This is a genomic window from Paenibacillus sp. JT31N7, assembly GCF_059692095.1.
Genome location: NZ_JCAUAT010000005.1, coordinates 165486 through 186426 on the forward strand (window position 1 = coordinate 165486; position 20941 = coordinate 186426).

Consider the following 20941-nt stretch of genomic DNA (forward strand, 5'->3'; position numbering starts at 1 on the left):
CTATTCACCGCCTTTAACCGGCTTAATGATTCCACAGCAAGAATAAGTCAGCCCAGGATAGACTTCAACTGGTACATGACGGTCTTGCGCTAATAAAATAATGTGTTTTAAATTCGGGTTATCCAGACGATCAACAAGTATTTTCCATGGGATTCTTCGTAATAAGACCCTTGTGGTTTCCCCCACGCCAGGTTTAACAAGATTAATGTCGGCAATACCAAAGTCCCTTTGAATTCGTTGGATATCTTTCATACCTTGCCAGCTAGCATGAGGTTTAGAATCCATAAGCCGCTTAGACATTATCTTGGCCTCTTCTGAGATTTCAGTAAAATATGCAGATACTTTATCCACAAAAAGGTTTGAAAGATCTTCAGATAACCACTCTTTGTAAAACTTTGCTCCATGAAACTCGTCCGGACCTATGAGATCATCGCGGAGTACTGTTCTGCTCATTAAACCAGAAACAGTGGAGTTGAGGCATGCACTCGGGATTAAAAAATCTTCTCTTGTGCCATAGGTTTCCGAGCATCGGCCAGGATCAGCTAATACTGCCAGATCGTCATTAAGTGTAATCCCTTTATGGAGAAGCGCTTCCCTAGCCTCTCTTAAAACATTGCGAATAGCGCCTTTCCCTGTCCAGCCATCAATAAATTGTATGTCCATTCCCGGGTGATTCTCTATCATATATAAAACAGCGTTTTCATCAATTCCTTTTCCACGAATGATAGAAATGCTGTAATGCGGCAGGTTTACATTATACATTCTTTTGAGGTATCTCTTAATTAGAATACCTATGGGCGTACCTGCACGTGCCAAAGAAGCTAAAACGATATTCAGGCCTCGCTTTGATACGATAAGTTCAGACACAATGCCGCAAGCAACCGCCACTCTTCTCGCCGTGCTCTCTAATGTATCAAGGAATAATTGGATATATTCATCCGTTGGTTTGTATTCGACAGGTAACATTTCAGAGTAATGTGTTCCCGATTGTATGGCTGCTTCCCGATCCCCCGTCTCTTTTTCAAGTACTACATTACTCAAATCTTTCAAAAGAAAAATTACATCTTCTGATTTATAGCTTCCCATCGGAACAGGTGCATCTATTTTTTTATTTTTGTAATCGTGGAGATTCACTTGGGCAAGTCCTCCTAATTAGATTTATTTAAAAATGAACGATGTGAACGGCAGGGACTTCTGTAGATCCCAAAGCATCTAAGAAAGAAGCGAGATTGTTCTCATCGGTCTCGCGTTCGATAAACACAAAAATTTCATCATAAGTATCCTTGGAAACATTGTAGAAGAAGTTGGGAATCTTCGAATCCTCTGGAGATTCAAAACGATAGACATTATGGATCGCATAAGAATTTTCACTATTTGGGTGAATAGGGCTGCGGGTACTTGATTGATAAGAAACTCCGCTCCCCATTTCAGCTGCGATTCTCATGGGTATGTACATAAACTCTCCCATTCCCATACATAACGTTTTTTGACCGATTCTACAAGATTTAAGGTACTTAGCGCATTCCGCGACTTGCTGGTCCAATTCACATGTGTCTTCGCCGTTCATGCCAAAGCGGCCGGTTAGTTTCAAAAAGGGTAAATGGTTATTACCATTCAAAGAATTTCTCGACGAGAAAGGCAGCTTATGAAAAAATTGTCCTACATGATGTGTTTTTAGTTGAAATTGAGGGTTAGGTGAAGTCCTAGCCTTGTCTGTATTCAATTCAATAGGAGTGCCTGCAACAGAAATTTGACCTTGTATCAACGAAAGACAAGTAATCGTGATACCTAGCTCCTGCTCGATCTGATGGAATCGTTGGATGTCTTGTTCGGATCGCCAGTCAAGAAGACTTGCCACAACGTATTTAGATCTAGGATGCTTCTGGTGAAGATCCTGAATGATATTTAAAGCGGTCTTGCCTGTTGTAATTTCGTCATCCACAAGAATTACGGGTTCATTACCCTCAAAAAACGTTTCGTTTAAGGCATAACATCTATGAGCGGTTGCATGAGAATGTTCTTCTTCAAATTTTAAAGTAGGTTCTAGCTCATTAATGAGGTCTCGTGTGGTGTGAAGGAATTTCGTTGGTCCTGAAAAAATATCGAACATACTATGTCCAAGAGCAGTTGCAGTCTCCGCAAACCCAATAAACATGGTTGGTTCTGACACCTGCAGAGGGGTAGATTTAATCGATTTATACATATTCTCTGCCTGATCTTCATTATCAAAAGCCTGTACAAGATCCTGAAGACAATGGGGCTGTGGTCCACCAAGATGATTTTGCAGCAAAATTCCCAAGGTTGCACCGCTAAGTAAAGCGACATTTGGATTAACAGCTAAGTGTTTACCAAGAACTTTACTCACAAATAAGAAACTTCTTTTTTTATTGATTCTCGCGGCCATCTTAAAAAAGGTATCTAACGGCAGGTTTAATTCATTGTGGGTTATCTCAATTGTTACTTGGAGATCTCCAATAATATTATACAAACGCTTTTTCTTGAACGAACTCGTCTTGTCCGATAAGTAAGGAAGTGAAGTTCTTGTGTTCATGTAGCACCCCGTATACTTGAGAACGAAATAAAATCCGATTAGCCCAATTGAGATGGGGTTTGATTTCGTTCATTTTATTGTTGTACTGGCTTTTAAAAACTCCTAGGCTTCCATTATTATTAGCAATCATGTTTGTGGCATCAAGGAACTCCTCATGCGTTACCACGTAAAGAGATTGCACAGGAAGGTTATGAGTAGGATGTATAATTGTCTTTCCAATGATACCATTTTCTTTGTCCAGAGTGACTTCACGAAGTAGTCCATCCACGTAAATATTAATAAATTCATTTCTCAGTTTTCGACCAGCAGATCCAGCTGAATCTTCGAATGGAGTTTCTCGAAGCTGGGGTTTTAGCAGCCGGTCACTTTTGAAATATTCCCAAACGGGCCCGGATATCACGAATTGATCTTCTACTCTTCCGAAGACGTTTATTATATCCGTGATACAATCCCGAATGACTCCAATATCGTAAATAGTCATATCAGGACCCCTACGAAGACCAAAAAGACTAGAGAAATCAGTAGCCCCGATTCGGACGTTTAATACATATTGTTTATATTGCTCCAGCAAATCCTTAATTCCGAGTAACGAAATCGTTCTGGATTCACGGTAAATAACATCAGAAGTTTCGAGGATAGGCATTCCGTAAAGCGTTGGATAAGCGATTTCTTTTTTTTCATTGTAATTACTAATAGTTTCAAAATAACGGCGTCCATTTTCTGTACTGAATTTGGGAAGCGTAAATCCTGTAACAATACGAATGACTTCCCCAAGTTTCTTAATCATGTAATCTAATTGTTCTGGACTCCGCACTCTAATGAAGATCAGCGGCAGCTTGTCTTCATCAATAGAGCCGCTCTTTAACAAAGAATGGACCTTATACAACTGTTTATATAAAGATTCTTCTGCAAGGCCCACTTGCTTTTCTCCAATTGCATCTTCCAAATCAAGGACCATTGAAACAAGACCTTTAACTCTGCCGGATACGATCTCTTCAGCAATTTGCTGTCTGGTTGCAGGCATATATAAAGCGGCTCCAACAGCATGGGAAAGAATATCTTTGCTAGAGTAATTTGAAAAACAAATAGGCTTCGAATAAAATAGCGTTTTCTCTTCTTCGCTGCTCAAATAATTGAAGTAACGCATTGTTTTACCTCCAGCAATTAATTAAACCTTTATCTTTTCATAAACAGGTAAACCTGATCATTTTCAAGAGGATAAAAATATCCCCCCTGCTCCGAGACGGGATATTTTCAAAAGGGATATTTAGGCATGTCCGTTTAATTAAATAGACTCTGAAGATTTTTCCGCTTTTTTTCTAAGGGCACTCAGAATCATGGCTCCAACAAATACCGCTATCAAAAGTCCAAAGAACAAAATATGAGACATTTCGTAGCCTGCTACTCCGGCAAGCATTTTACCTCCGATAATGATAATGAGAATAAATGCGGCTTTTTCCAATTCGGGAAAACGTTCAATAAGCTTTAAGAACACTTGAGCCACACCGCGCATCATTAGCACGCCTAAAATTCCTCCCAAGAACAATACCCATACCTGCTCGCTAATTCCAAAAGCTGCAATTACACTATCCACACTGAATGCAATATCCATAAGCTCAACAGTTAGGACAGTACGCCAGAATCCCGCACCTTTGTTTTCAACATCTCCTTCATCATTGCCCTTTCTGGCGATATACGGCAGGAGAGGAACGCGACCTATACGAGCAAATCTGAATTCCAAATCGAAAAGATTGCTGCAAGCAATCCACAACAGATAAAGACCTCCGACAATCTTAACCCAAGTTATTTTAACTAGGAAAGTACCGATACTAATGGCAATAAAGCGGAAAACATAAGCCCCGACTATACCATAGAACAAGGCTTTCTTCTGTTGTTCTTTAGGTAGGTGCCTAACCAGTACGGCAAGTACTAAAGCATTATCTGCTGAAAGCAGTCCTTCAAGAAGAATCAGTGAAGCAATAATCCCCCAGTTCACTGGATCGGAAAGTATCGCGGTCGTATGCTCCCAGTTAAAAAACTCCAGGAAGTTATTGAAGAAACTTGCAAAAAAATCATACATTATTGTATATCCTTCCGAAGTTTATAGTTATTTTCTTCCGGCTACCCATCTTAAATTCCAATCATAAGCATGATCCAGTTTTTGATGATCTGAATGATAGTCCACTAATCTTTCTATACTGAAGGTCTGGTTATTGACATTTTTAATCATCGCTATCGCACACATTCTTTTGTTGTTATCGTGTTCGTTAAGCCGTACTTCGATCTCCGGACCCTCACTTTGTTTGATAGTGACAACCCCATCTGCCTGTGACCAGTTCGTTACTCCTTGATATATGAATGCAAACACGACGATTCGATCGATTGCCGAAACAAACTTTCCATTAATCCTCAAATTTTCACCGGAAACAACAGAACCCGTTCGATCGTCACCATCAAGGGCTATATAAGGAAAGGAGGCCAGAGATCCAAATACATTTCCAAGCGCTTGAATGACCCCCTTGCTTCCGTCCTTCATTTCATATAAACAGCCAAGATCGAGGTCTATTCCTTGGGATCCAAAAAAAGACTTTGTTTTCTTCTGATTCCAATTTAAATTGATCAGTATTTCACCGATAGGGCCCGAACCTTTTTGTAGATTGATCGCATCCCCTCGTTTTTTTAATTCGATCTTTTTCAGATTGATAGGAGAAGCCGGCGAAGGTTTTGAGGCAGTTATGATTTTAGGCTGTTCAGGAGGTTTAGATGGTAGCGTAGTTTTAGCTTCTGATTTCACTTTTATTCCAAAGCTGCTGCAAAGTGCCTCAAGACCACCAGAATAACCTGATCCAATGGCATTAATTTTCCATTCGCCCTTGTATCTATACAATTCTCCTACTACAATTGCAGTTTCTACGGAGAAAGCATCTCCGATGCTATAGCGGATTAACTCGGCCCCGCTGGAAGGATCAATGATCCGTAAATAGCTATCGTCAATGAGTGAAAAGTTCTGCTTTCTTTTCTCACCTTCATAAATGGTTAGAGCAAATGATATTCGTTCATATAAGGGAGGAACATTTTGAAGATTAATTGAAAGCTGTGCATGGTCCGCTAGTCCTGAATATGCCTGTTTATTAGATTCAATAACGGAAATTGAATTGTTGGGTCCATGAGGATTCCCGTAAAAAATTAAATCTTCATCCTTTGTCACTTTAGATGATGCAGACAGTAGAAATGCAGAAAAATCAACTTCAATAGAACTATCGGATGTTTTCCAACCCATCCCTACAATTATGTTATTAATCGAGGGATTTGTTTTTGTAAGATCAGCCTTCTGACCTTTTACCAATGGAATGGGCATAAAATCAACCTCTCAAGGCGATATAGAGGATGCTGTACAGCCACAGCATCCTACTTTATTGATTACTGAGCATCCAATCCGTAATTCTTGCAAAGCGCTGCTAAACCACCGCTAAAACCGGAGCCGATTGCTTGGAACTTCCATTCGTTACCTTGGCGGTAAAGTTCGCAAATTACTACTGCAGTTTCAAGGGAAAAATCTTCTCCGAGATCATAACGAAGCACTTCTCTTCCCGAAACTTCATCCACTAACCGAACAAAGGCGTTTGATACGTGCCCAAAATTTTGATTGCGGACCGCTGCATCATGTATGGTAACTGTAATTCCGATTCGTTCAATATGATGGGGAACCTTCGAGAAGTCTAGATTGATCTGCTCATCATCGCCTTCGCCTTCACCCGTACGATTATCACCAGTATGAACTACGGCCCCGTTATAAAGGTTGGAATTGTTATAAAAAAGGAAATCCTCCATACCTTTTGCCTTCCCGTCAGCTCCAAGAAGAAAAGCAGAAGCATCAAGGTCGTAATCCTGGCCCGTATTATATTTGTTAATATCCCAGCCAAGGCCGATAATAACTTTAGTTAAACCCGGATTAGTCTTAGTAAGATCAATCCGTTGACCTTTTGATAAACTTATTGTCATTTCATTCACTCCTTTGAACAGGTTTTAGAATGTGGGCATAAAAAAGGCCGCCTGTCATGAGACGGCCTTTTTTTGTCAGTTAAGGCCAAAATCCTTCACAAGGCCTGCGAGACCATTTTGATACCCGCTGCCTACCGCGCTAAACTTCCACTCAGCACCGTGGCGATATAGTTCACCTACAACAATTGCAGTTTCCACCGAAAAGTCTTCGCCCAGATCATAACGAATAATTTCTTCATTCGTTTCCTCGTTCACGATGCGAACATATGCATTTGACACTTGACCGAAGTTTTGACTACGCTCTTGCGCTTCGTGAATAGTAATACAAAATGACACTTTTTGAACTTCGGCAGGTACCGATGCGAGATCAACTTTCAACTGTTCGTCATCGCCATCACCGTCCCCAGTACGGTTATCTCCCGTATGTACCACAGAGCCATTAGCATTTTGGTTGTTGTTGAAAAAGATGAAATCTTTGTCCGAAGAAGCTTTACCTGTATCATTCAAACAAAATGCAGATGCATCGAGATCGAAGTCTTTGCCGCCATCATATTTATTAGTGTCCCAGCCGAGGCCCACAAGTACTTTTTTAAGACCAGGATTTGTCTTCGTTAAATCGACTTTTTGGCCTTTTGAGAGATTGATAGCCATGAAATTTTGTCTCCTCACTAGTTATGAATTAGATATAGCGCTGTGCCAGTAGATTAATATGAGCAGCATGAGCTCCCTCGCCAATAGCATTAAACTTCCATTCGCCGTTATGACGGTAGAGCTCACCCACGATAAGAGCGGTCATTCCCGCGTAATTGTCTGTTAGGTTGAAGCGAAGCAACTCTTGATTGTTCGAAGGATTAAGAACACGAATATAAGCAGATTTGATCATACCGAAGTCCTGGCCCCGCTCTTCACATTGATAGATATTTACACATGCAAGAATCTTATGAACATCCGCAGGTACCTTATCCAGTGAAATTTCAATCTGCTCGTCATCTCCCTCACCTTCGCCCGTCAAGTTATCTCCGGAGTGACGAACTGAACCACAGGGACTTTGAAGATTATGGAAGCAGACAAGATTTTGTTTTTTCAGCAGCTTTCCATTTTCACCCAAAAGTATCGCCGAAGCATCACAGTCAATATTCGCCTTGATTTTCTTAGTGCCAAAGAACCCCTTTTTCTCAGATTCTAAAGGGTCCCAACCCAGGCCTATAGTAATGTTTTTTAATCCGGCGTTACTTTTTGTTAAGTCTACTTTTTGGCCTTTCACCAAAGAAATTGTCATTTTTCACACCTCCTCTCAAGTAAATATTTCCCTAATTAGATTATAGTCTAGTTACTACAAGATAGGCAATTTTTGGACAAGAATTTTCGATATATTTTGCTATTACGGCAGAATAATTTATTGGTTTCTAATTTCCAGATGGATTATTAAAAAAAGAACCTCCTATCTCGGATAGGGGTTCTAGTTCTAAAGACCTATATCATAAACCAAACTCGCTTGAATTTAAACCAAGTACATTACAAATATCGCGAACAGAGGACTTTTCTTGCTCATCAAAGTCTCCATCAGCTGCACCCACAGCACAACATACACTAATGATAACGCGTCCTACTTCCGGTTTCGTTTTAAATTTACCGATTACACGAAGAGCTTCTTGCTTTCCAACCATTACGTCAAAGTCCATATTTCCTGCATAATAATTAAAACGCTCAATTACTTCGCTCATATTAAAAACATTTAATTCAGGACTTCTTCCAAGGTAACCCGCCATTTTTTGCTTTTCAGAAGCATCTATCGTTCCATCCGCAACTGATACAATTGCGCAACCCGCCACAATCGCCTCAAGCAAGTCTTTACTTTTATAGCGTTTAACTCCATCCATAACATTTCCCTTTGTTCTTGATAGCCAATTTGAAAATGAACTCAGTGTACTCACTGTCATTCCTCCATGAATTGTATTTTTTTATTACTTTAATAATAGAATTACTTCTCTTTAATTTCAACTATTAGGAAGACACATCGTTTATTTACTGAGATACAGCTCTTAACTTTATAAAAGTAACTCCTCAGGTAATTTAATGGTTTTCGCTAAATCCCAAGTTCACCAAAACAAAAAAAGCCGGTTTATCCATCCGGATAACCAGCTTCATTCTCCAAACCTATTCCTCCGGCACCGCATCCAGCCCGAAAATATACTGCTGAAGGGCCTGCGCCACGCCGTCCTCGCTATTCGTACCGGTGACGGCATCCGCCGCCTCTTTCAGCTCCGCGTCGGCGTTGCCCATCGCGATGCCCAGTCCGGCGGCCTGGATGAGCATCCGGTCGTTATGATGATCGCCGATGGCCATAACCTCGTGCATGCCGATCCCGAGCAGCTCGCATACTTTGCGCACGCCTGACTCCTTGGTTACTCCAAGGGCGGAGATTTCCATGTTCGTATCGGCAGAGCGGGTCACTTCAAGCATACCCATCTGCCGCACTTGTTCACGAAGGCCCGCGATGGTGGGCAGATCGTGGTGGCCCATGCCGAATTTCATCCAGTCCCGGTCGAACATCTCTTCCGTCCACTCTTCCCCGTTCGTCAAGCTCTCCACGCTGTAGCCCCAGTACCAGGCATCCGCCCCGACCGCCAGCTTATGCAGCTCGCGGATTTGCTGGCGGGACAAATAGTGGCGCTCCCACAACCGGCCCGGTCCTTTCCAGATCTCGGCCCCGTTGAGCAGCACCATGGGTACATCCAGCCGGAGCTCGTCCCAATACGATTTGGCGGTCTGAATGCCCCGTCCCGTCGAGAAAATAACGGTAACGCCCGCCTCCGTCGCGCGCCGGATCCAATTCCGGTTCACCTCGGATATGCGCTTGTCCTCGGTCAGCGTGGTGCCGTCCAGGTCCAGCGCGACCAGTTTGTAAGCCGACATGCCGCAAGCCTCCTATTCCACGAAATATCTGCCGTGTTCGTTTAATGCGACCGGCTCGCCCCGGCGGACGGATTCGTAAGCCGCTGCGGCTACGGCGGCGGAACGGAGACCGTCCCTTCCGGTAACCGGCACTTCTTTGCCCTCCCGGACGGAGCCGATAAAAGCCTCGACCATGGAGCGGTTCATATTCTCGCCCCAGTGGCTCCACCGGGCTTTGTCCGCCCCGTCGCTGTACACTTCGTTCTTCTGGCCGAAAGCGTCGACGGAAAGCATGCCTTCGGTCCCGACGATTTCCAGGGTGACGTCTCCCCAGTAAGGGAACGAACGGGTACGGGACCAGCTGGTATCGATCGACGCGAAGGCGCCGCTTTCGAACTTCACGTGCAGGAATCCCGTGTCTTCCACCGGGATATCGTGAAACAGCGTAGCCGTTTCCGCATAAACCTCCGTCACATAGCTGCCCAGCATCCAGTGCAGAAGGTCCATCACATGAACGGAGTGGTCCAGCAGCGCTCCGCCGCCGGAGAGCGCCGGGTCGACGAACCAGCCGCCCGGCATCGTCCCGCGGTTGGTTCCTTTGACGGCCACGATCTCGCCGATTTCGCCGCGGTCCAGAGCCGTTTTGGCCTGAATGACCGCAGGGAGAAACCGGCACGGAAAGGCCGTCATCAAGCGGACGCCGCTTTCCTCGCATGCCCGGACCATCCGCTCCATTTCGTCCACATTCAGGCCCAGCGGCTTCTCGCATAGCACGTGCTTGCCCGCGCGGGCGGCCGCAACGGTCATCTCCGCATGACGGATGTTCTCCGAGCAGATGACCACGGCATCGCAGTCGTCCGCCAGCAGCTCCCGGTAGTCGGCGTAATAGCGGATACCGGGGTCTTCCTCCAAGTATTCCCGGACCCTCGCTTCGTTCTCGTCCGCTATGGCCGTCACTTGTACGCCCGGTATGTTTTGGAGCAGGCGGTAAATTCCCGCCGCATGCCCGTGCGCAAAGCTGATCATCCCGATGTTAACGGTAGACATGCCGATTCTCCCCCTCCCGTGCGTTTATATCCCGCAGCTTGACCGGCCGCCCCGTGCGCGCGGATTCGATCACGGCCAGGCTGGTCCGCAGGGCGCTGCATGCGTCTTCGGCCGTCACCTCAGGCTCCCGCCCGGTACGCACGCAATCGGCGAAATGGGCCAGCTCCAGGTAATACGGATTGTACGTCGACGGGCTTTTCGGTACCGGAACAGCCGCCGCCACGCTAGACCCGGCCGCTGCTCCCTTCGCTTTAAACACGCGGAGCGACACGGCATCCTCGCTGTTAAAGCGGATTACGCCGCCGGTGCCCGCCAATTCCACACCTGTCGTAAAAGGACCCGGGAATCCCCAGTACGCTTCCAGGTGGGCGATCTCCCCGCTGCCGAAACGCAATGTCGCCAGCGCGTAATCGGTGTCTCCCTGCCTCCGGTTCATCGCATACACCGATACGGCGTTGCCGAAAAGGGTCTGCGCGAAGTCGATATCGTGAATCATCAAATCGAGAATGACGCCTCCGCTTCTGTCGCTGTCCGCGTACCAGGGCTTCGCCAAGCCCGGATTAGCCCCCATGCGCTTCGCGTGCAGAACCGCCGGGGTGCCGATCGTCCCCTCGGCAGCCTTGCGCCGGATATCGGCATAGCTCGGAAAGAAACGGACGACGTGGCCGATGAATAAGCGGACGCCCTGCTTCCTGCATTCGGCGGCCGCTTCCTCCGCCTCGTCCGCCGACAAGGCGATCGGCTTCTCGCAGATCACATGCTTGCCGGATCGTGCCGCCCTGAAAATAAACTCTTTATGCAGATGGGTAGGCAGGCAAATATCCACGATATCCGGATTCGCCTCCCCGATCATCCGGTCGAAATCTTCGTAAGCCTCCGTCTCCAGTCTGTCGGCCAGACTGCGCGCAGCCCCTTCCTGCGCGTCGCACACGCCGGCAAGCCGGATACCGGGCATTCTTTTCCATTCGGCCGCGTGAGTACGTCCCATCGTCCCGCAGCCTATTACAGCGACTTTCATCTGACACTCCCCCAATTCCACGCGTATCGGATTCCTCTTTTTCCATGAGTTCCGCACGTAAGCGTACTGTCTATATCCAACATCTAGTTAGCCGGCGGGCCCCGGTCTTCAGCCGCAGAGCTATCCTTTGACCGCCCCGAGCGTAGCTCCCTGCATAATGAGTCTCTGGAAGAGAATGAACACAAGCACGGAAGGCACCATCGCAATCGTCACACCGGCGAACAGGGTCACCCAGTCGGCCGTATATTCCATCATCTTGTTCGCCTGGTACATCTGTACGGCAATCGTATATTTTTCCGGATCGCTCAAGTAAATGAACGGCCCCATGAAGTTATTGTAGTACCCGAGAAATTTGAAGATCGCGACCGTCACGATTCCCGGCGTGGACAGCGGCACAATGATGCGCAGGAAGATTTGAAAAATCGAAGCGCCGTCCATATTCGCGCTTTCTTCCAGATCTTTGGGCAGCGATTTCATAAATCCGCCCAGCAGCATCAGGTAGAAGACGCTCTCCCCTAAGGCGGATAACAAGATAAGCCCTGTAAGGCTGTTCGTCAGGTGCAGCTCCCGCATGATCACATATTGGGGGACAAGCGCGTTTATGCCGGGCAGAAACAAAGACAGCATAATCAGTCCCCAGATCACCTGACGGCCCTTGAATTCCAGCCGGGTCAGCGCGTACGCGTTGAGCGTCGTAAAAATAAGGCTGACCACGAGGCTTCCGCCGACATAATACAGCGTGTTCAGCAAAGACTTGCCGAAGCCGTATTCGGTCCAGGCCGTCTTGTAATTGGACCATTCCAGCTTTGCCGGAAGGCTCCAGATATCTTTAAAAAATTCAGGATTGCTTTTGAGCGATTCGTAGAACACCCAGCACAGCGGGAAAATAATCGTAAGCGCCCAGGCGTATAAGCAGAGACGCCAAATCACATCCATAAACGTCCGTTTTTCTTTCACTGGAATCCGCTCCCTGTCCGTAGGTAATGACTAGTATTCAACGCCCCGGTTCGGTAAAAATTTATCCATCAGCAGCTTGGCCGTCACCAGGATAACAAAGAGAATCATGCCTACCGAAGAGGCGTACCCATAGTTGATGTACTCTTTGCCGAAAGCGAGATTGAACATGTACAAGCCGATCACATCCGTCGAGCCGGAGGGCCCGCCGTTGGTCATGATGAGAATAAGCTCGAACGTTTTCAGCGTACTGATGACCAGGAACAGCACGCTCACCCGGACCACCGGCATAATGAGCGGCAGCGTAATTTTAAACAGGCGGGTCATGTGACCGGCGCCTTCCAGAATAGCCGACTCGTACAAGGACTTCGGAATCGCGGTCATCGCATTGACGAAAATAATGACATAGAGGCCGACGCCGCCCCAGACCCACGGAGGGATCAGGGCCCATAAGGCCGTATTATCACTGCCCAGCCAGTAGAAATTTTTCAAATCGATTCCGAGCAGTCCGAGTGCCCCGTTAAGGAGCCCGTACGTACCGTCGTAAATGAACGCCCACAGCAGAGCGACGACCACAATGGACAGCACGTTCGGGAAGAAAAACAAAATTTTCAGCAGCTTATTTTCCCTATAAGTCTTATAAGTGACCAGATAAGCAAGGACCAAAGAGATCAGGACGACAAGGGCAGGCACCGTCAGCATGAAAATCAGATTGTGGCGCAGCGCCCGCCAGACGTACTCATCCTGCAGGGCCGTCACGAAATTTCTCAAGCCGACGAACTCCGGTTCTTTCAGCCCGTCCCAGTCCAGCAGCGCATAATACACGGACAGAACGTTGGGAAACAACGTAAAAAGCAGATAACCTCCAAACGGCGGCACGATGGCAAGGATCAGAAAAATCCACTTCTGCGTCTTCGCTTTATCCAGCCCCATCCGGCTGGTCAAACTTCTTGGCGCTTTCACGGCTATTGGGTCCGACAAGGGAAGTCAACTCCTCTTATGAAAATGAAAGCGAAGAGGGTTCCCTCCCCGCTTGCTGGCTTTTATTTCTTCTGTGCGGCGACCGCTTTCTGAAGCAGCGCTTCCGCTTCCTCCAGAATCGGCTTCGGATCCTGTTTGCCCAGTACGATTTTGACGGTGGCTTCTTCGACGATCTTCACCGCTTTCGCGAGGTTCGGGTCCGAAATGCTGACCGTTCTGTGCGCTTTGTAGGCACGCGCGTCGTTTTCCTTGATGTAGGTCAGAATCGCCTGCGCCGAGCTTGAAAGCTTGACTACTTTCGACGAATCGTCCGTCAAGTCTTTGCGCATCGGCAGGGCGCCGGATTTCTCCGCCGCAAACTGCTGGTTCTCCAGCGTAAGCAGCCAGAGGGCGAATTCCTTCGACCATTTCTTGTTCAGCTCGGGCTTGCCGCTCCACAGATAGAGGAAGTTCGTGATGCCGCTTCTCACCCAGAGCTTCTGGTCCGCTTTATCCCGGAACGGCACGGCCATGTAGCCCCATTTGAAATCGGCCGGAGTCGTTTTCTTCATTTCATTCTCCACGTGGCTGCCGGTCGATACCATCGCGGCCTGGCCTTGAATCACCTGCATCTGGGACTGGGTATGCGTAAGCGCCGGAAGCCCATCCGGGAAGTAGCCCTGTTTGCCGAGTTCGTAGAGCCGGTTCCAATGCTCAATGCTCTCTTCGCTCAAGTATTGAGGGCCTGTGTAAGTTTTGTAGTTCTCGATAAATTTGTCCGCGCCGCCTTTCATATCGGCCAGTTCAAACATTTTCGCCGGTCCGAAGGCCCAGTCGTAATAGTTCGGGTGAACGCCCGGGAACGTAATCGGAGCGATCCCCGACGCCTTGATGTCGGCCAGAAGCTTGGTAAACTCCGACCATGTTTTCGGATTCTGGTTCCAGCCGTTTTTCTCGAATAAAGTTTTGTTGTAAAACAGCCCGCCGAAAGAGCTCGAAGACGCAAACTCGTACACTTTCCCGTTCACCCGCGTGAACGACTCGTACATGCCCGGCAGAATGAGCTCCTTGACGGTTTTGTCCGGCGCGTCCGGCAGCTTCTTGTCGAAGAGTTCATCCCAGGGCTCCAGCTTCCCGGCTTCGGCGAGAGACACGATTCCCTGCGCTCCGGCCGGGGGCGTGGTGTTGAAAATATCAAACATATCGGCATCGTTATTGGCCGAAACCTTCGTCTGGATCATATTCTTCATGTCTGCCGATGCGGTGACATCGAAGGATACGTTCGGGTACTTTTCCTTGAAGGACTTCACGGCGTAATCGAACCATTCCCGGCCATAGCCTCCCATAAAAAAGCCCACTTTAAGCGTTACTTTCTCATTCTTAGGGAGCCCGTTATCGTATACCTCTCCCGATGATTGGGGACTCGCCTGCCCTCCCGCATTTTTCGCATCGGAACCGCCCGCACAACCTGCAAGCAGCGAACCCGACAACGCCACAGCCAAGCTTAAAGATGTAAGCCTTTTCATGTTTGGTCTCATTTTTGAAACCCCTTTCATGTTTGCTAAAATGGTTTGGATCCGATCGGGAAAACCGGAAAATAGGTGGAGGCGGTGATCGGCGAATGGTTTCCGACTGTACGCATCCTGTGGTATAATAATAAATAAATCAATTTTATTAATTAATATCGTACCTTGTTTTTCCGGAGGATTCAATACAAATATTTAGAAAAAACACGGTTTTTCTTTTAAAGATTTGTAAAACGATTCGTCCCTATTCCCTATAAACTGGCGAAAATGGTGAATCTTCAATGTTCTTCCAGCTTTCCTTCCCACGTCTATCCGGGGATGGTAAACTAATGGATAACATCCATTTCGTCTTCGTTTTAAGAAAGAGGTTATTCTATGTCCACTTCCAAGCATGCGAGCCATACGCTGCTTAAATCGATTAACCAGCAGAAGGTGCTGCATCTTATTTATTCCGATTCCCCGATCTCTCGCGTGGAACTTGCCCAGAAGACGGGATTGAGCCAACAGACAGTGACGAACATCGTAAACCGCCTGCTGGAAGACGAAGTCATTCTGGAAGGGGAACCCCAGTCGCTCGAAAGCGGCAGCGGCCGCAAACGCGTCCCGCTCCTTCTGAACGGCTCCCGTTTCTCCGCCATCGGCATCGAGCTGTCCGGCACCTACGCCAGAGGAGCGGCTTACAACCTGCGCAAAGAGCGCCTGGCGGAAGCGGAAATGCGCGCGGACTCGTACGAGACGGAGGAGGATATGCTTCGGGTAATCCGCCAGGTGATCAACTCCCTCATCAAAGAGATTCCCCAACCGGACGGGATCAAGGGCATTTCCTTCAGCGTACACGGGCTGGTCGATTCCAGCGAGGGCATCCTTCTCCGCTCCCCCGGCATGGGCTGGAAGCGGATTCCTCTTGGCCGGATACTGGAAGAAGAATACGGGCTGCCCGTTTACCTGGAGAATGACACCAACCTCCTCGCGCTGAACGAGAATATAAGCGGCCGCCTCGTCTCCTCCCGGAACAATGTCACGCTCAAGCTCGGCAGAGGCATCGGAGGCGCCATTTTCGTGGACAAGATGCTCGTCGCGGGTTCCGGCTCCGTAGCGGGCGAGCTCGGCCACTACAAAGCGTTCCTGCCTCCTCGCCTCCACGAATGTTATTGCGGCGGCAAAGGATGCTTGACTACGCTGGCTTCCTCCCACGGCCTAAAGAGAACGCTCGGCTTAAGCGTCGATCAGTTCAGCAGCGCTCTCCGCGCGGGAGAGCCGCAAGCCGTGGGGCTGTGCGAGGCGGTCAAGACAGCCCTTGTTTCCGCGCTGTCCAACATCGTCACACTGCTCAACCCGGATCATATCGCGCTGACGGGCACAATGCTGCCGGTATTCGGCGATTTCTTCCTGGACGAGCTGAAGGACCGTGTTCTCGCCAACGTGCCCCAGACGTGCCGGGATCTCGAATTCGTCCATCTTAGGACAACCGAGGAAGATACCGTTCTAGCCATCGAGCGCGTCCTCCAGAATGTGTTCAAGATTCCCTTGGACAGCTTGTCTTTATAAAACGGAAAGCCCCCGGAAGCGTGTATAAACTCGCTTCCGGGGGCTTTTTTGTGTCCGGCCGTGCGGCTAATCGGCCCGCCGCCTAAAAGGCCGGTCCGGTCAACTCGTGCGGTTAACCGACCTGTGCTGTTTGGCCGGTCCGGCAATCCGCGCGGTTAATGCCGGTGGCCCCTTGTCCGCCGTCTGGACGGGCGCTTCCGCACCGCGTGAAGCTTCCGGTGCGCGGGGCTGGGCGCCAAAGACAGCGGCCAGCCGCATTTATTCTGCCGCCCAGACACGAAGCAGCGCCTGCGCTTTCAGAAGCAGCCACTGCCGGGCTTCCGGAGCTGCCGCATCCTGATGGGCTTTGTTGCCGAGATGCTTCACAAAGTCTTCTATTTTCTTGGCAGCCTGTCTGCTCTGCCCTTTCTCTAGATGACCGGCCGCCTGCTTCAGCGCATTGTCGAGCTGGTTCGTCAAAGGCGAGGTAACCTGACCGGCCGCGACAAACCGCTGCAGACCGGCCCCCAGAGCGGGCAGGTCCATGCTTGTCGTGAACGTGACCGGCAGGCTCATGTCCGAGACGGCTCCCGACTCGTGCACGGCCCGGACGGTGAACGTATACGACGTATCCGGCTCAAGGCCGGTAAATGCGTATACGGAGCCGGTCACGGTCGCCGCCAAGCCCTGCGGTCCGTATACCTCGTAAGTGACGGACGAGGAATCGCCGGGCACCGCTACCGGATTCCAAGAGATCCGCGCGGAATCAGCCGTCACGCCGGAAGCCTTCACTTCCTGGGGAGCGGACAGGGCAAGCCGGGTACGGAAGGAGCCGATATCCGAATAGGTCCGACCTCCGAAGGCATCCTCCGCGGTCGCATACCACTGGTAGACGGTATTCCCGTTCAGAGGGCCCCAGACGGTTTTTGCCGTCGAACCGCTAGCGGCTTCGGCCTCTCCGATTAGTTCATCCGAATATACGTTGACTTCGAGCTTGTCCGTGGCCACCCGCTTTTTCATCGGTTTCAAATCCATCGACAGCTTGAATTCATCCTTGGCCGGGTCGTAATAATTATAATCGTCCAGATAAGGAGAGTACGTGTTCACATAGACGGTATCGGTGCTTGTATCGAAATGCAGCAGCTTGAGGTATCCGTCGCCTCCGTTCGGAATGCCCTGATAGTCGTTAAGAATCTGGTACACTTTGCGGTCAGGCGTACCGTCCTTATCGTCGTCAAGCTGATCGGTCCGAAGGGCGCTGCCGGTAAAATGCCCGCTCATCACCATTTTCACATTCGGATTCGGCACCACCACGTTCTCGTAAATCCGGTTGCCGGCCGCCGAGCGGTTTCCGTTGTTCTGCAAATATTCGTGCACCACGATGATCGCTTTACGGTCCGAATGCTCCTTGAGCACGCCGTTCATCCAGGCGTAATCCTCGTCGCTCATATCCCAGCCCATATAGACGAAAATAAAGTCGTTGCCTTCAGCCGAGATGAGGTCGTAATGGCCCCGGTTGTCTTTATAAGAACCGCCGTAATAAGGCTTGTCCTTAAACCGGCTTTCCCCGAAGTATTTCGAGAATTCCGAGTAATCCGGCTCCGAGTTGGCTCCGCCGTCAAACACGTCATGGTTGCCCGCGGCCACCCCGTAAGGGATTTCCGCTTCGTCCAGCACGTTCATGAACTTGTCCACCCGTTCCCACTGCCCTTTAATCCCGGCGGAATTGACGATATCTCCTACCTGCATCACGTATTTGATGTTCATGTCATCCTTGGCGTCGCGGATAAAATTCACCTGAGATTCGAAGTACTGGGGTAAAATTTCCGCATAAATTTGCGTATCCGGCATGGACACGAATGTAAAATCGTATTGGTCCCGGCGGGGGATTTCATCCTGAATCATCGCCTGTACCTTCCCGTTCCGCGCATAAGGAAGAGCGTCAACCCCAGCGGAAAGCGTAAAATCCTCCTCGGACGGGGCCACCATCGAAGCAAGGGAATCCCACTTCTCCGTCCCGTAGTTCCACGCGTACAGGCTGACCTTCCGGCCCTTCAAGGTGTGGCCTTCCCAGTTCAGCTCGATCCGGTCGCCGGCGCCGGTTTCCTCGCCGACCTCCACCTCGAACCGCTGGTAAGGGAACTGCCCATCAGAATCGGTCGTTACATAGCGGTCATCGGACGTTCCCGCCGAAGCTTTGTCCTCTGCGGAGAACGGCGTCTCCCCCGGTAAGGACAAGACAGCCGGAGGCTCTCTGTCCGCAGCGTGCGAATAGGCCGTCATCCCGGGGTCGCCCGCCGTGATCCGCTTTCCTTTAAAGAACTTCACGTTCAGCGGATCGCCTGCCGGGTCGGAGACGGATACTTCCAGCGAAACGTTCCCGTCCGCATCCTGCGTCCCCTCCGCCGGAGACAAGAGGACCGGCTTATGCGGAAGCTCTTCGGGCGTCGTGAACTTGACGGTCTTCTCGGTCGTCTTGCCGCCCGCGTCGGTTGCCTTGAGAAGAAGCGTATGCGCGCCCGGGGGCAGCGAAGCCGATGAAGCCGCGTACGGCACCCGGATGGGCATGCCGTCCAGCTTGACTTCAAAGGACTTCACACCGGAAGCCGCGTCGGAGGCGCTTGCCTGGATGTCGAACGATCCTTTATAGGATTTGCCCTCCTCTATGTTCGTTGTAAGGATAGGCCCCTGGTTATCCACCGTCACATCGGCCGAAGCTTTGCTTCCGTCCGGAAGCTTCACTTCCACCTTATGGGCGCCGTCGGCCGAAGCTGTCGTGTCCCAGCGGTAAGAAACGCCTTTCCAGTAAGACTCCGGAACCGCGAAATTAAACGTGACGACCGGTAGGAAGCGCCCGTTGTCCCCCATATCCAAGATCGTAGCCGGATTGGCGTATTTCGGGTCTTTCACAACCGTGCCGTCGGCAAGAACGAGCCGGACGTTGCGGATATTAAAATCGTCCAGCCCCGTTTCGGGCTTGTCCTCGTAATAAGGGCGGTTGACGGAACCGGCGCGGATGGCGATCGGGTTGGCCTGCCCGTATTTGAAAAGCTCGGGACGGACGGGCACGACCATCGTTTTGTAATCCTGTGTCCCGAACGGAATGAGATGAAGCGTATCCGCCCCCATCGTCACGACGTTCTGCCCTTTGTCGATATCGTCCGCCTCGAAGACGAAATAGGCGGTTTTCTCCAGCGCCTTGGCCGTCGGCGCAACCGCTTGGCCGTCGACGGTCAGCGTCATCGGCCCGGTCCCCGCGGCCGAAGAGCCGATCAAGACGCGGCTTCCCGACAGCGTCTCCCCGTCGCGCACGTTCAGCGCCGGACTTTTCTCGCTCCCCTCAAGGCTGAGGGTCCGGGGCGCGGTAGCCGTCGTGTTGAAGGTGTCGGATGCCTCGAAATAATACTGCAGAGACGGACTGCCGAACCATTCCATCATTTCAACGGAATAGCGGAACTTGCCGTCCTTTCCGGGGGGAATCGCGACCTTTTTATAATCCGCGGTCTTGTTGGACTTGTAATACAGATTGACGGATGCCAGCAGCCGGTCGTCTTCCGCTTCGGCGGTCAGCTCAATAGGACTGACAAGATCTATTCCGGACGTGTCGGTGACATCCCTTACGGTCGGTGCGGCGGAATCGGCAGCGATGCGGACAGGCTCCGCGGGAACATGGGCGGGATCGAACGTGCCCGGGGTCGCTTTCGTCTGAAGCACGCTAAGCTTCTTCATATCCAGGCTGCCCGCATCGGGCGTGCCGTACTCGATACTCATATCCGCCGCGGTTTCCAGGACGCCCTGGTTATAGCTGGCCCGTACGATGTCCCGGCCCGTGTTGGTCGCGACGACGATCGTTCTTTCCCGCAAATTGTTCAGTCCGCCGGGAATACGGACGATATCTTTATTTTCCGTGAGGGAGGTCTTGAAGTGCGCGTTGAAATCGGCTACGGTTTTTGTTTCCCCGGCGGGTGTGACGGCCCAGAATACCATCGCTTTCCCAGGCGGAATCACAATCTGCCCATCCGTGTAAGGGCGCCAGAACAAATCTTTTCCCGGTTCGCCCGGATACCGGTACAGAATAGAATAATCTTTGAAATCAACCGGCTGATCGCTGTTGTTGTACACTTCCACGTACTCGTACGGATCTTCTCCCCCCTCCGTGTCCCCTCCCGAATCGGGCACGATTTCCGTAATCAGCATTCGGGGTGCGGCAGAGGCTGCGGCAGATGAAACAGCGGTAGGCGTTCCCGCTTCTTCCGCGGTCGCGGGACGGACGAAGGCAAGCGATGAACCCGCCGTCAACTGGATGGCCATGAAACAGGTGAAGCAGCTGGTAAACAGTTTCTTGTTCACTTTTCAACTCATCTCCTTTTTTTCTGCTGGCAGAATACAACCACAGTTACACGCTTCTTCTCCACATTTAATTTATATATCTATTGGATTTATTAATTTCACTTACTCTAT

The 20941-nt window shown here is 49.8% G+C and carries 18 protein-coding genes; 1 reads left to right on the forward strand and 17 read right to left on the reverse strand.

Translation table 11 applies throughout. The features are described 5' to 3' along the window. The 15 genes from AC58P5_RS21210 to AC58P5_RS21280 all read right to left on the reverse strand — a co-directional run bounded on the left by AC58P5_RS21210 (position 1) and on the right by AC58P5_RS21280 (position 14953). Entirely contained in the window at positions 1-1086 is a 1086-nt protein-coding gene (locus AC58P5_RS21210) for a cysteine protease StiP family protein (protein WP_497390415.1), read from the reverse strand. A gap of 76 nt (positions 1087-1162) precedes the next feature. Then, positions 1163-2551 (reverse strand): phosphoribosyltransferase family protein, encoded by a 1389-nt coding sequence (locus AC58P5_RS21215; RefSeq protein ID WP_497390078.1) that lies wholly within the window; start codon positions 2549-2551, stop codon positions 1163-1165. Further along, entirely contained in the window at positions 2481-3698 is a 1218-nt protein-coding gene (locus AC58P5_RS21220) for an HpcH/HpaI aldolase/citrate lyase family protein (RefSeq protein WP_497390080.1), read from the reverse strand. The genes AC58P5_RS21215 and AC58P5_RS21220 overlap by 71 nt, the downstream gene beginning before the upstream one ends. A 138-nt stretch (positions 3699-3836) precedes the next feature. Continuing rightward, a complete protein-coding gene (locus AC58P5_RS21225) occupies positions 3837-4634 on the reverse strand; it encodes a TerC family protein (RefSeq protein ID WP_497390417.1) in 798 nt (265 codons plus the stop codon). Positions 4635-4658: 24 nt separating this feature from the next. Next, the gene (locus tag AC58P5_RS21230) at positions 4659-5909 is read right to left on the reverse strand and encodes a TerD family protein (protein ID WP_497390082.1); all 1251 of its coding nucleotides are present in this window, start codon (positions 5907-5909) and stop codon (positions 4659-4661) included. A gap of 62 nt (positions 5910-5971) precedes the next feature. Further along, positions 5972-6553 carry a TerD family protein gene (locus tag AC58P5_RS21235; protein ID WP_497390083.1) on the reverse strand — a complete coding sequence of 194 codons (582 nt, stop codon included), beginning with the start codon at positions 6551-6553 and terminating at the stop codon, positions 5972-5974. A gap of 75 nt (positions 6554-6628) precedes the next feature. Beyond that, positions 6629-7204 (reverse strand): TerD family protein, encoded by a 576-nt coding sequence (locus AC58P5_RS21240; protein WP_497390084.1) that lies wholly within the window; start codon positions 7202-7204, stop codon positions 6629-6631. 28 nt (positions 7205-7232) lie between these two features. Then, positions 7233-7832 (reverse strand): TerD family protein, encoded by a 600-nt coding sequence (locus AC58P5_RS21245; RefSeq protein WP_497390086.1) that lies wholly within the window; start codon positions 7830-7832, stop codon positions 7233-7235. A gap of 199 nt (positions 7833-8031) precedes the next feature. Further along, complete coding sequence (locus AC58P5_RS21250; protein ID WP_497390419.1) at positions 8032-8478, reverse strand: tellurite resistance TerB family protein; 447 nt, start codon at positions 8476-8478, stop codon at positions 8032-8034. A 232-nt stretch (positions 8479-8710) separates the two neighbouring features. Then, positions 8711-9469, reverse strand: coding sequence for a Cof-type HAD-IIB family hydrolase (locus AC58P5_RS21255; RefSeq protein ID WP_497390087.1), 759 nt, complete (start codon positions 9467-9469; stop codon positions 8711-8713). 12 nt (positions 9470-9481) lie between these two features. After that, complete coding sequence (locus AC58P5_RS21260; RefSeq protein WP_497390088.1) at positions 9482-10495, reverse strand: Gfo/Idh/MocA family protein; 1014 nt, start codon at positions 10493-10495, stop codon at positions 9482-9484. Then, positions 10482-11513: a Gfo/Idh/MocA family protein gene (locus AC58P5_RS21265; RefSeq protein WP_497390089.1), complete on the reverse strand. Its 1032-nt coding sequence runs from the start codon at positions 11511-11513 to the stop codon at positions 10482-10484. Before AC58P5_RS21265 ends, AC58P5_RS21260 begins: the two co-directional genes overlap by 14 nt. A 120-nt stretch (positions 11514-11633) precedes the next feature. Beyond that, positions 11634-12470, reverse strand: a complete 837-nt coding sequence (locus AC58P5_RS21270; protein ID WP_497390090.1) for a carbohydrate ABC transporter permease — start codon at positions 12468-12470, stop codon at positions 11634-11636. A 30-nt stretch (positions 12471-12500) separates the two neighbouring features. Next, complete coding sequence (locus AC58P5_RS21275; protein WP_497390091.1) at positions 12501-13448, reverse strand: carbohydrate ABC transporter permease; 948 nt, start codon at positions 13446-13448, stop codon at positions 12501-12503. Between the two features lie 62 nt (positions 13449-13510). Then, a complete protein-coding gene (locus tag AC58P5_RS21280) occupies positions 13511-14953 on the reverse strand; it encodes an extracellular solute-binding protein (protein ID WP_497390092.1) in 1443 nt (480 codons plus the stop codon). A gap of 375 nt (positions 14954-15328) precedes the next feature. On the opposite strand from AC58P5_RS21280, the gene AC58P5_RS21285 reads away from it, so the two are divergent. Next, complete coding sequence (locus tag AC58P5_RS21285; protein WP_497390094.1) at positions 15329-16501, forward strand: ROK family transcriptional regulator; 1173 nt, start codon at positions 15329-15331, stop codon at positions 16499-16501. A gap of 99 nt (positions 16502-16600) precedes the next feature. Here the strand turns inward: AC58P5_RS21285 and AC58P5_RS21290 are convergent, their stop codons facing one another. Together AC58P5_RS21290 and AC58P5_RS21295 are read right to left on the reverse strand one after the other, a co-directional pair. After that, positions 16601-16759, reverse strand: coding sequence for a hypothetical protein (locus AC58P5_RS21290; protein ID WP_497390096.1), 159 nt, complete (start codon positions 16757-16759; stop codon positions 16601-16603). After that, on the reverse strand, positions 16760-20830 hold the full coding sequence (locus tag AC58P5_RS21295) for an FIMAH domain-containing protein (RefSeq protein ID WP_497390098.1): 4071 nt from the start codon (positions 20828-20830) through the stop codon (positions 16760-16762). Positions 20831-20941: the final 111 nt, after the last annotated feature.

What these genes read in the sequence shown, in the direction of transcription:
- AC58P5_RS21260 (WP_497390088.1), bottom strand. Translation starts at nt 10,495, where the DNA reads ATGTCTACCGTTAACATCGGGATGATCAGCTTTGCGCACGGGCATGCG.
- AC58P5_RS21265 (WP_497390089.1), bottom strand. Translation starts at nt 11,513, where the DNA reads ATGAAAGTCGCTGTAATAGGCTGCGGGACGATGGGACGTACTCACGCG.
- AC58P5_RS21255 (WP_497390087.1), bottom strand. Translation starts at nt 9,469, where the DNA reads ATGTCGGCTTACAAACTGGTCGCGCTGGACCTGGACGGCACCACGCTG.
- AC58P5_RS21285 (WP_497390094.1), top strand. Translation starts at nt 15,329, where the DNA reads ATGTCCACTTCCAAGCATGCGAGCCATACGCTGCTTAAATCGATTAAC.
- AC58P5_RS21240 (WP_497390084.1), bottom strand. Translation starts at nt 7,204, where the DNA reads ATGGCTATCAATCTCTCAAAAGGCCAAAAAGTCGATTTAACGAAGACA.
- AC58P5_RS21210 (WP_497390415.1), bottom strand. Translation starts at nt 1,086, where the DNA reads ATGGGAAGCTATAAATCAGAAGATGTAATTTTTCTTTTGAAAGATTTG.
- AC58P5_RS21230 (WP_497390082.1), bottom strand. Translation starts at nt 5,909, where the DNA reads ATGCCCATTCCATTGGTAAAAGGTCAGAAGGCTGATCTTACAAAAACA.
- AC58P5_RS21290 (WP_497390096.1), bottom strand. Translation starts at nt 16,759, where the DNA reads ATGCGGCTGGCCGCTGTCTTTGGCGCCCAGCCCCGCGCACCGGAAGCT.
- AC58P5_RS21280 (WP_497390092.1), bottom strand. Translation starts at nt 14,953, where the DNA reads ATGAAAAGGCTTACATCTTTAAGCTTGGCTGTGGCGTTGTCGGGTTCG.
- AC58P5_RS21220 (WP_497390080.1), bottom strand. Translation starts at nt 3,698, where the DNA reads ATGCGTTACTTCAATTATTTGAGCAGCGAAGAAGAGAAAACGCTATTT.
- AC58P5_RS21215 (WP_497390078.1), bottom strand. Translation starts at nt 2,551, where the DNA reads ATGAACACAAGAACTTCACTTCCTTACTTATCGGACAAGACGAGTTCG.
- AC58P5_RS21245 (WP_497390086.1), bottom strand. Translation starts at nt 7,832, where the DNA reads ATGACAATTTCTTTGGTGAAAGGCCAAAAAGTAGACTTAACAAAAAGT.
- AC58P5_RS21235 (WP_497390083.1), bottom strand. Translation starts at nt 6,553, where the DNA reads ATGACAATAAGTTTATCAAAAGGTCAACGGATTGATCTTACTAAGACT.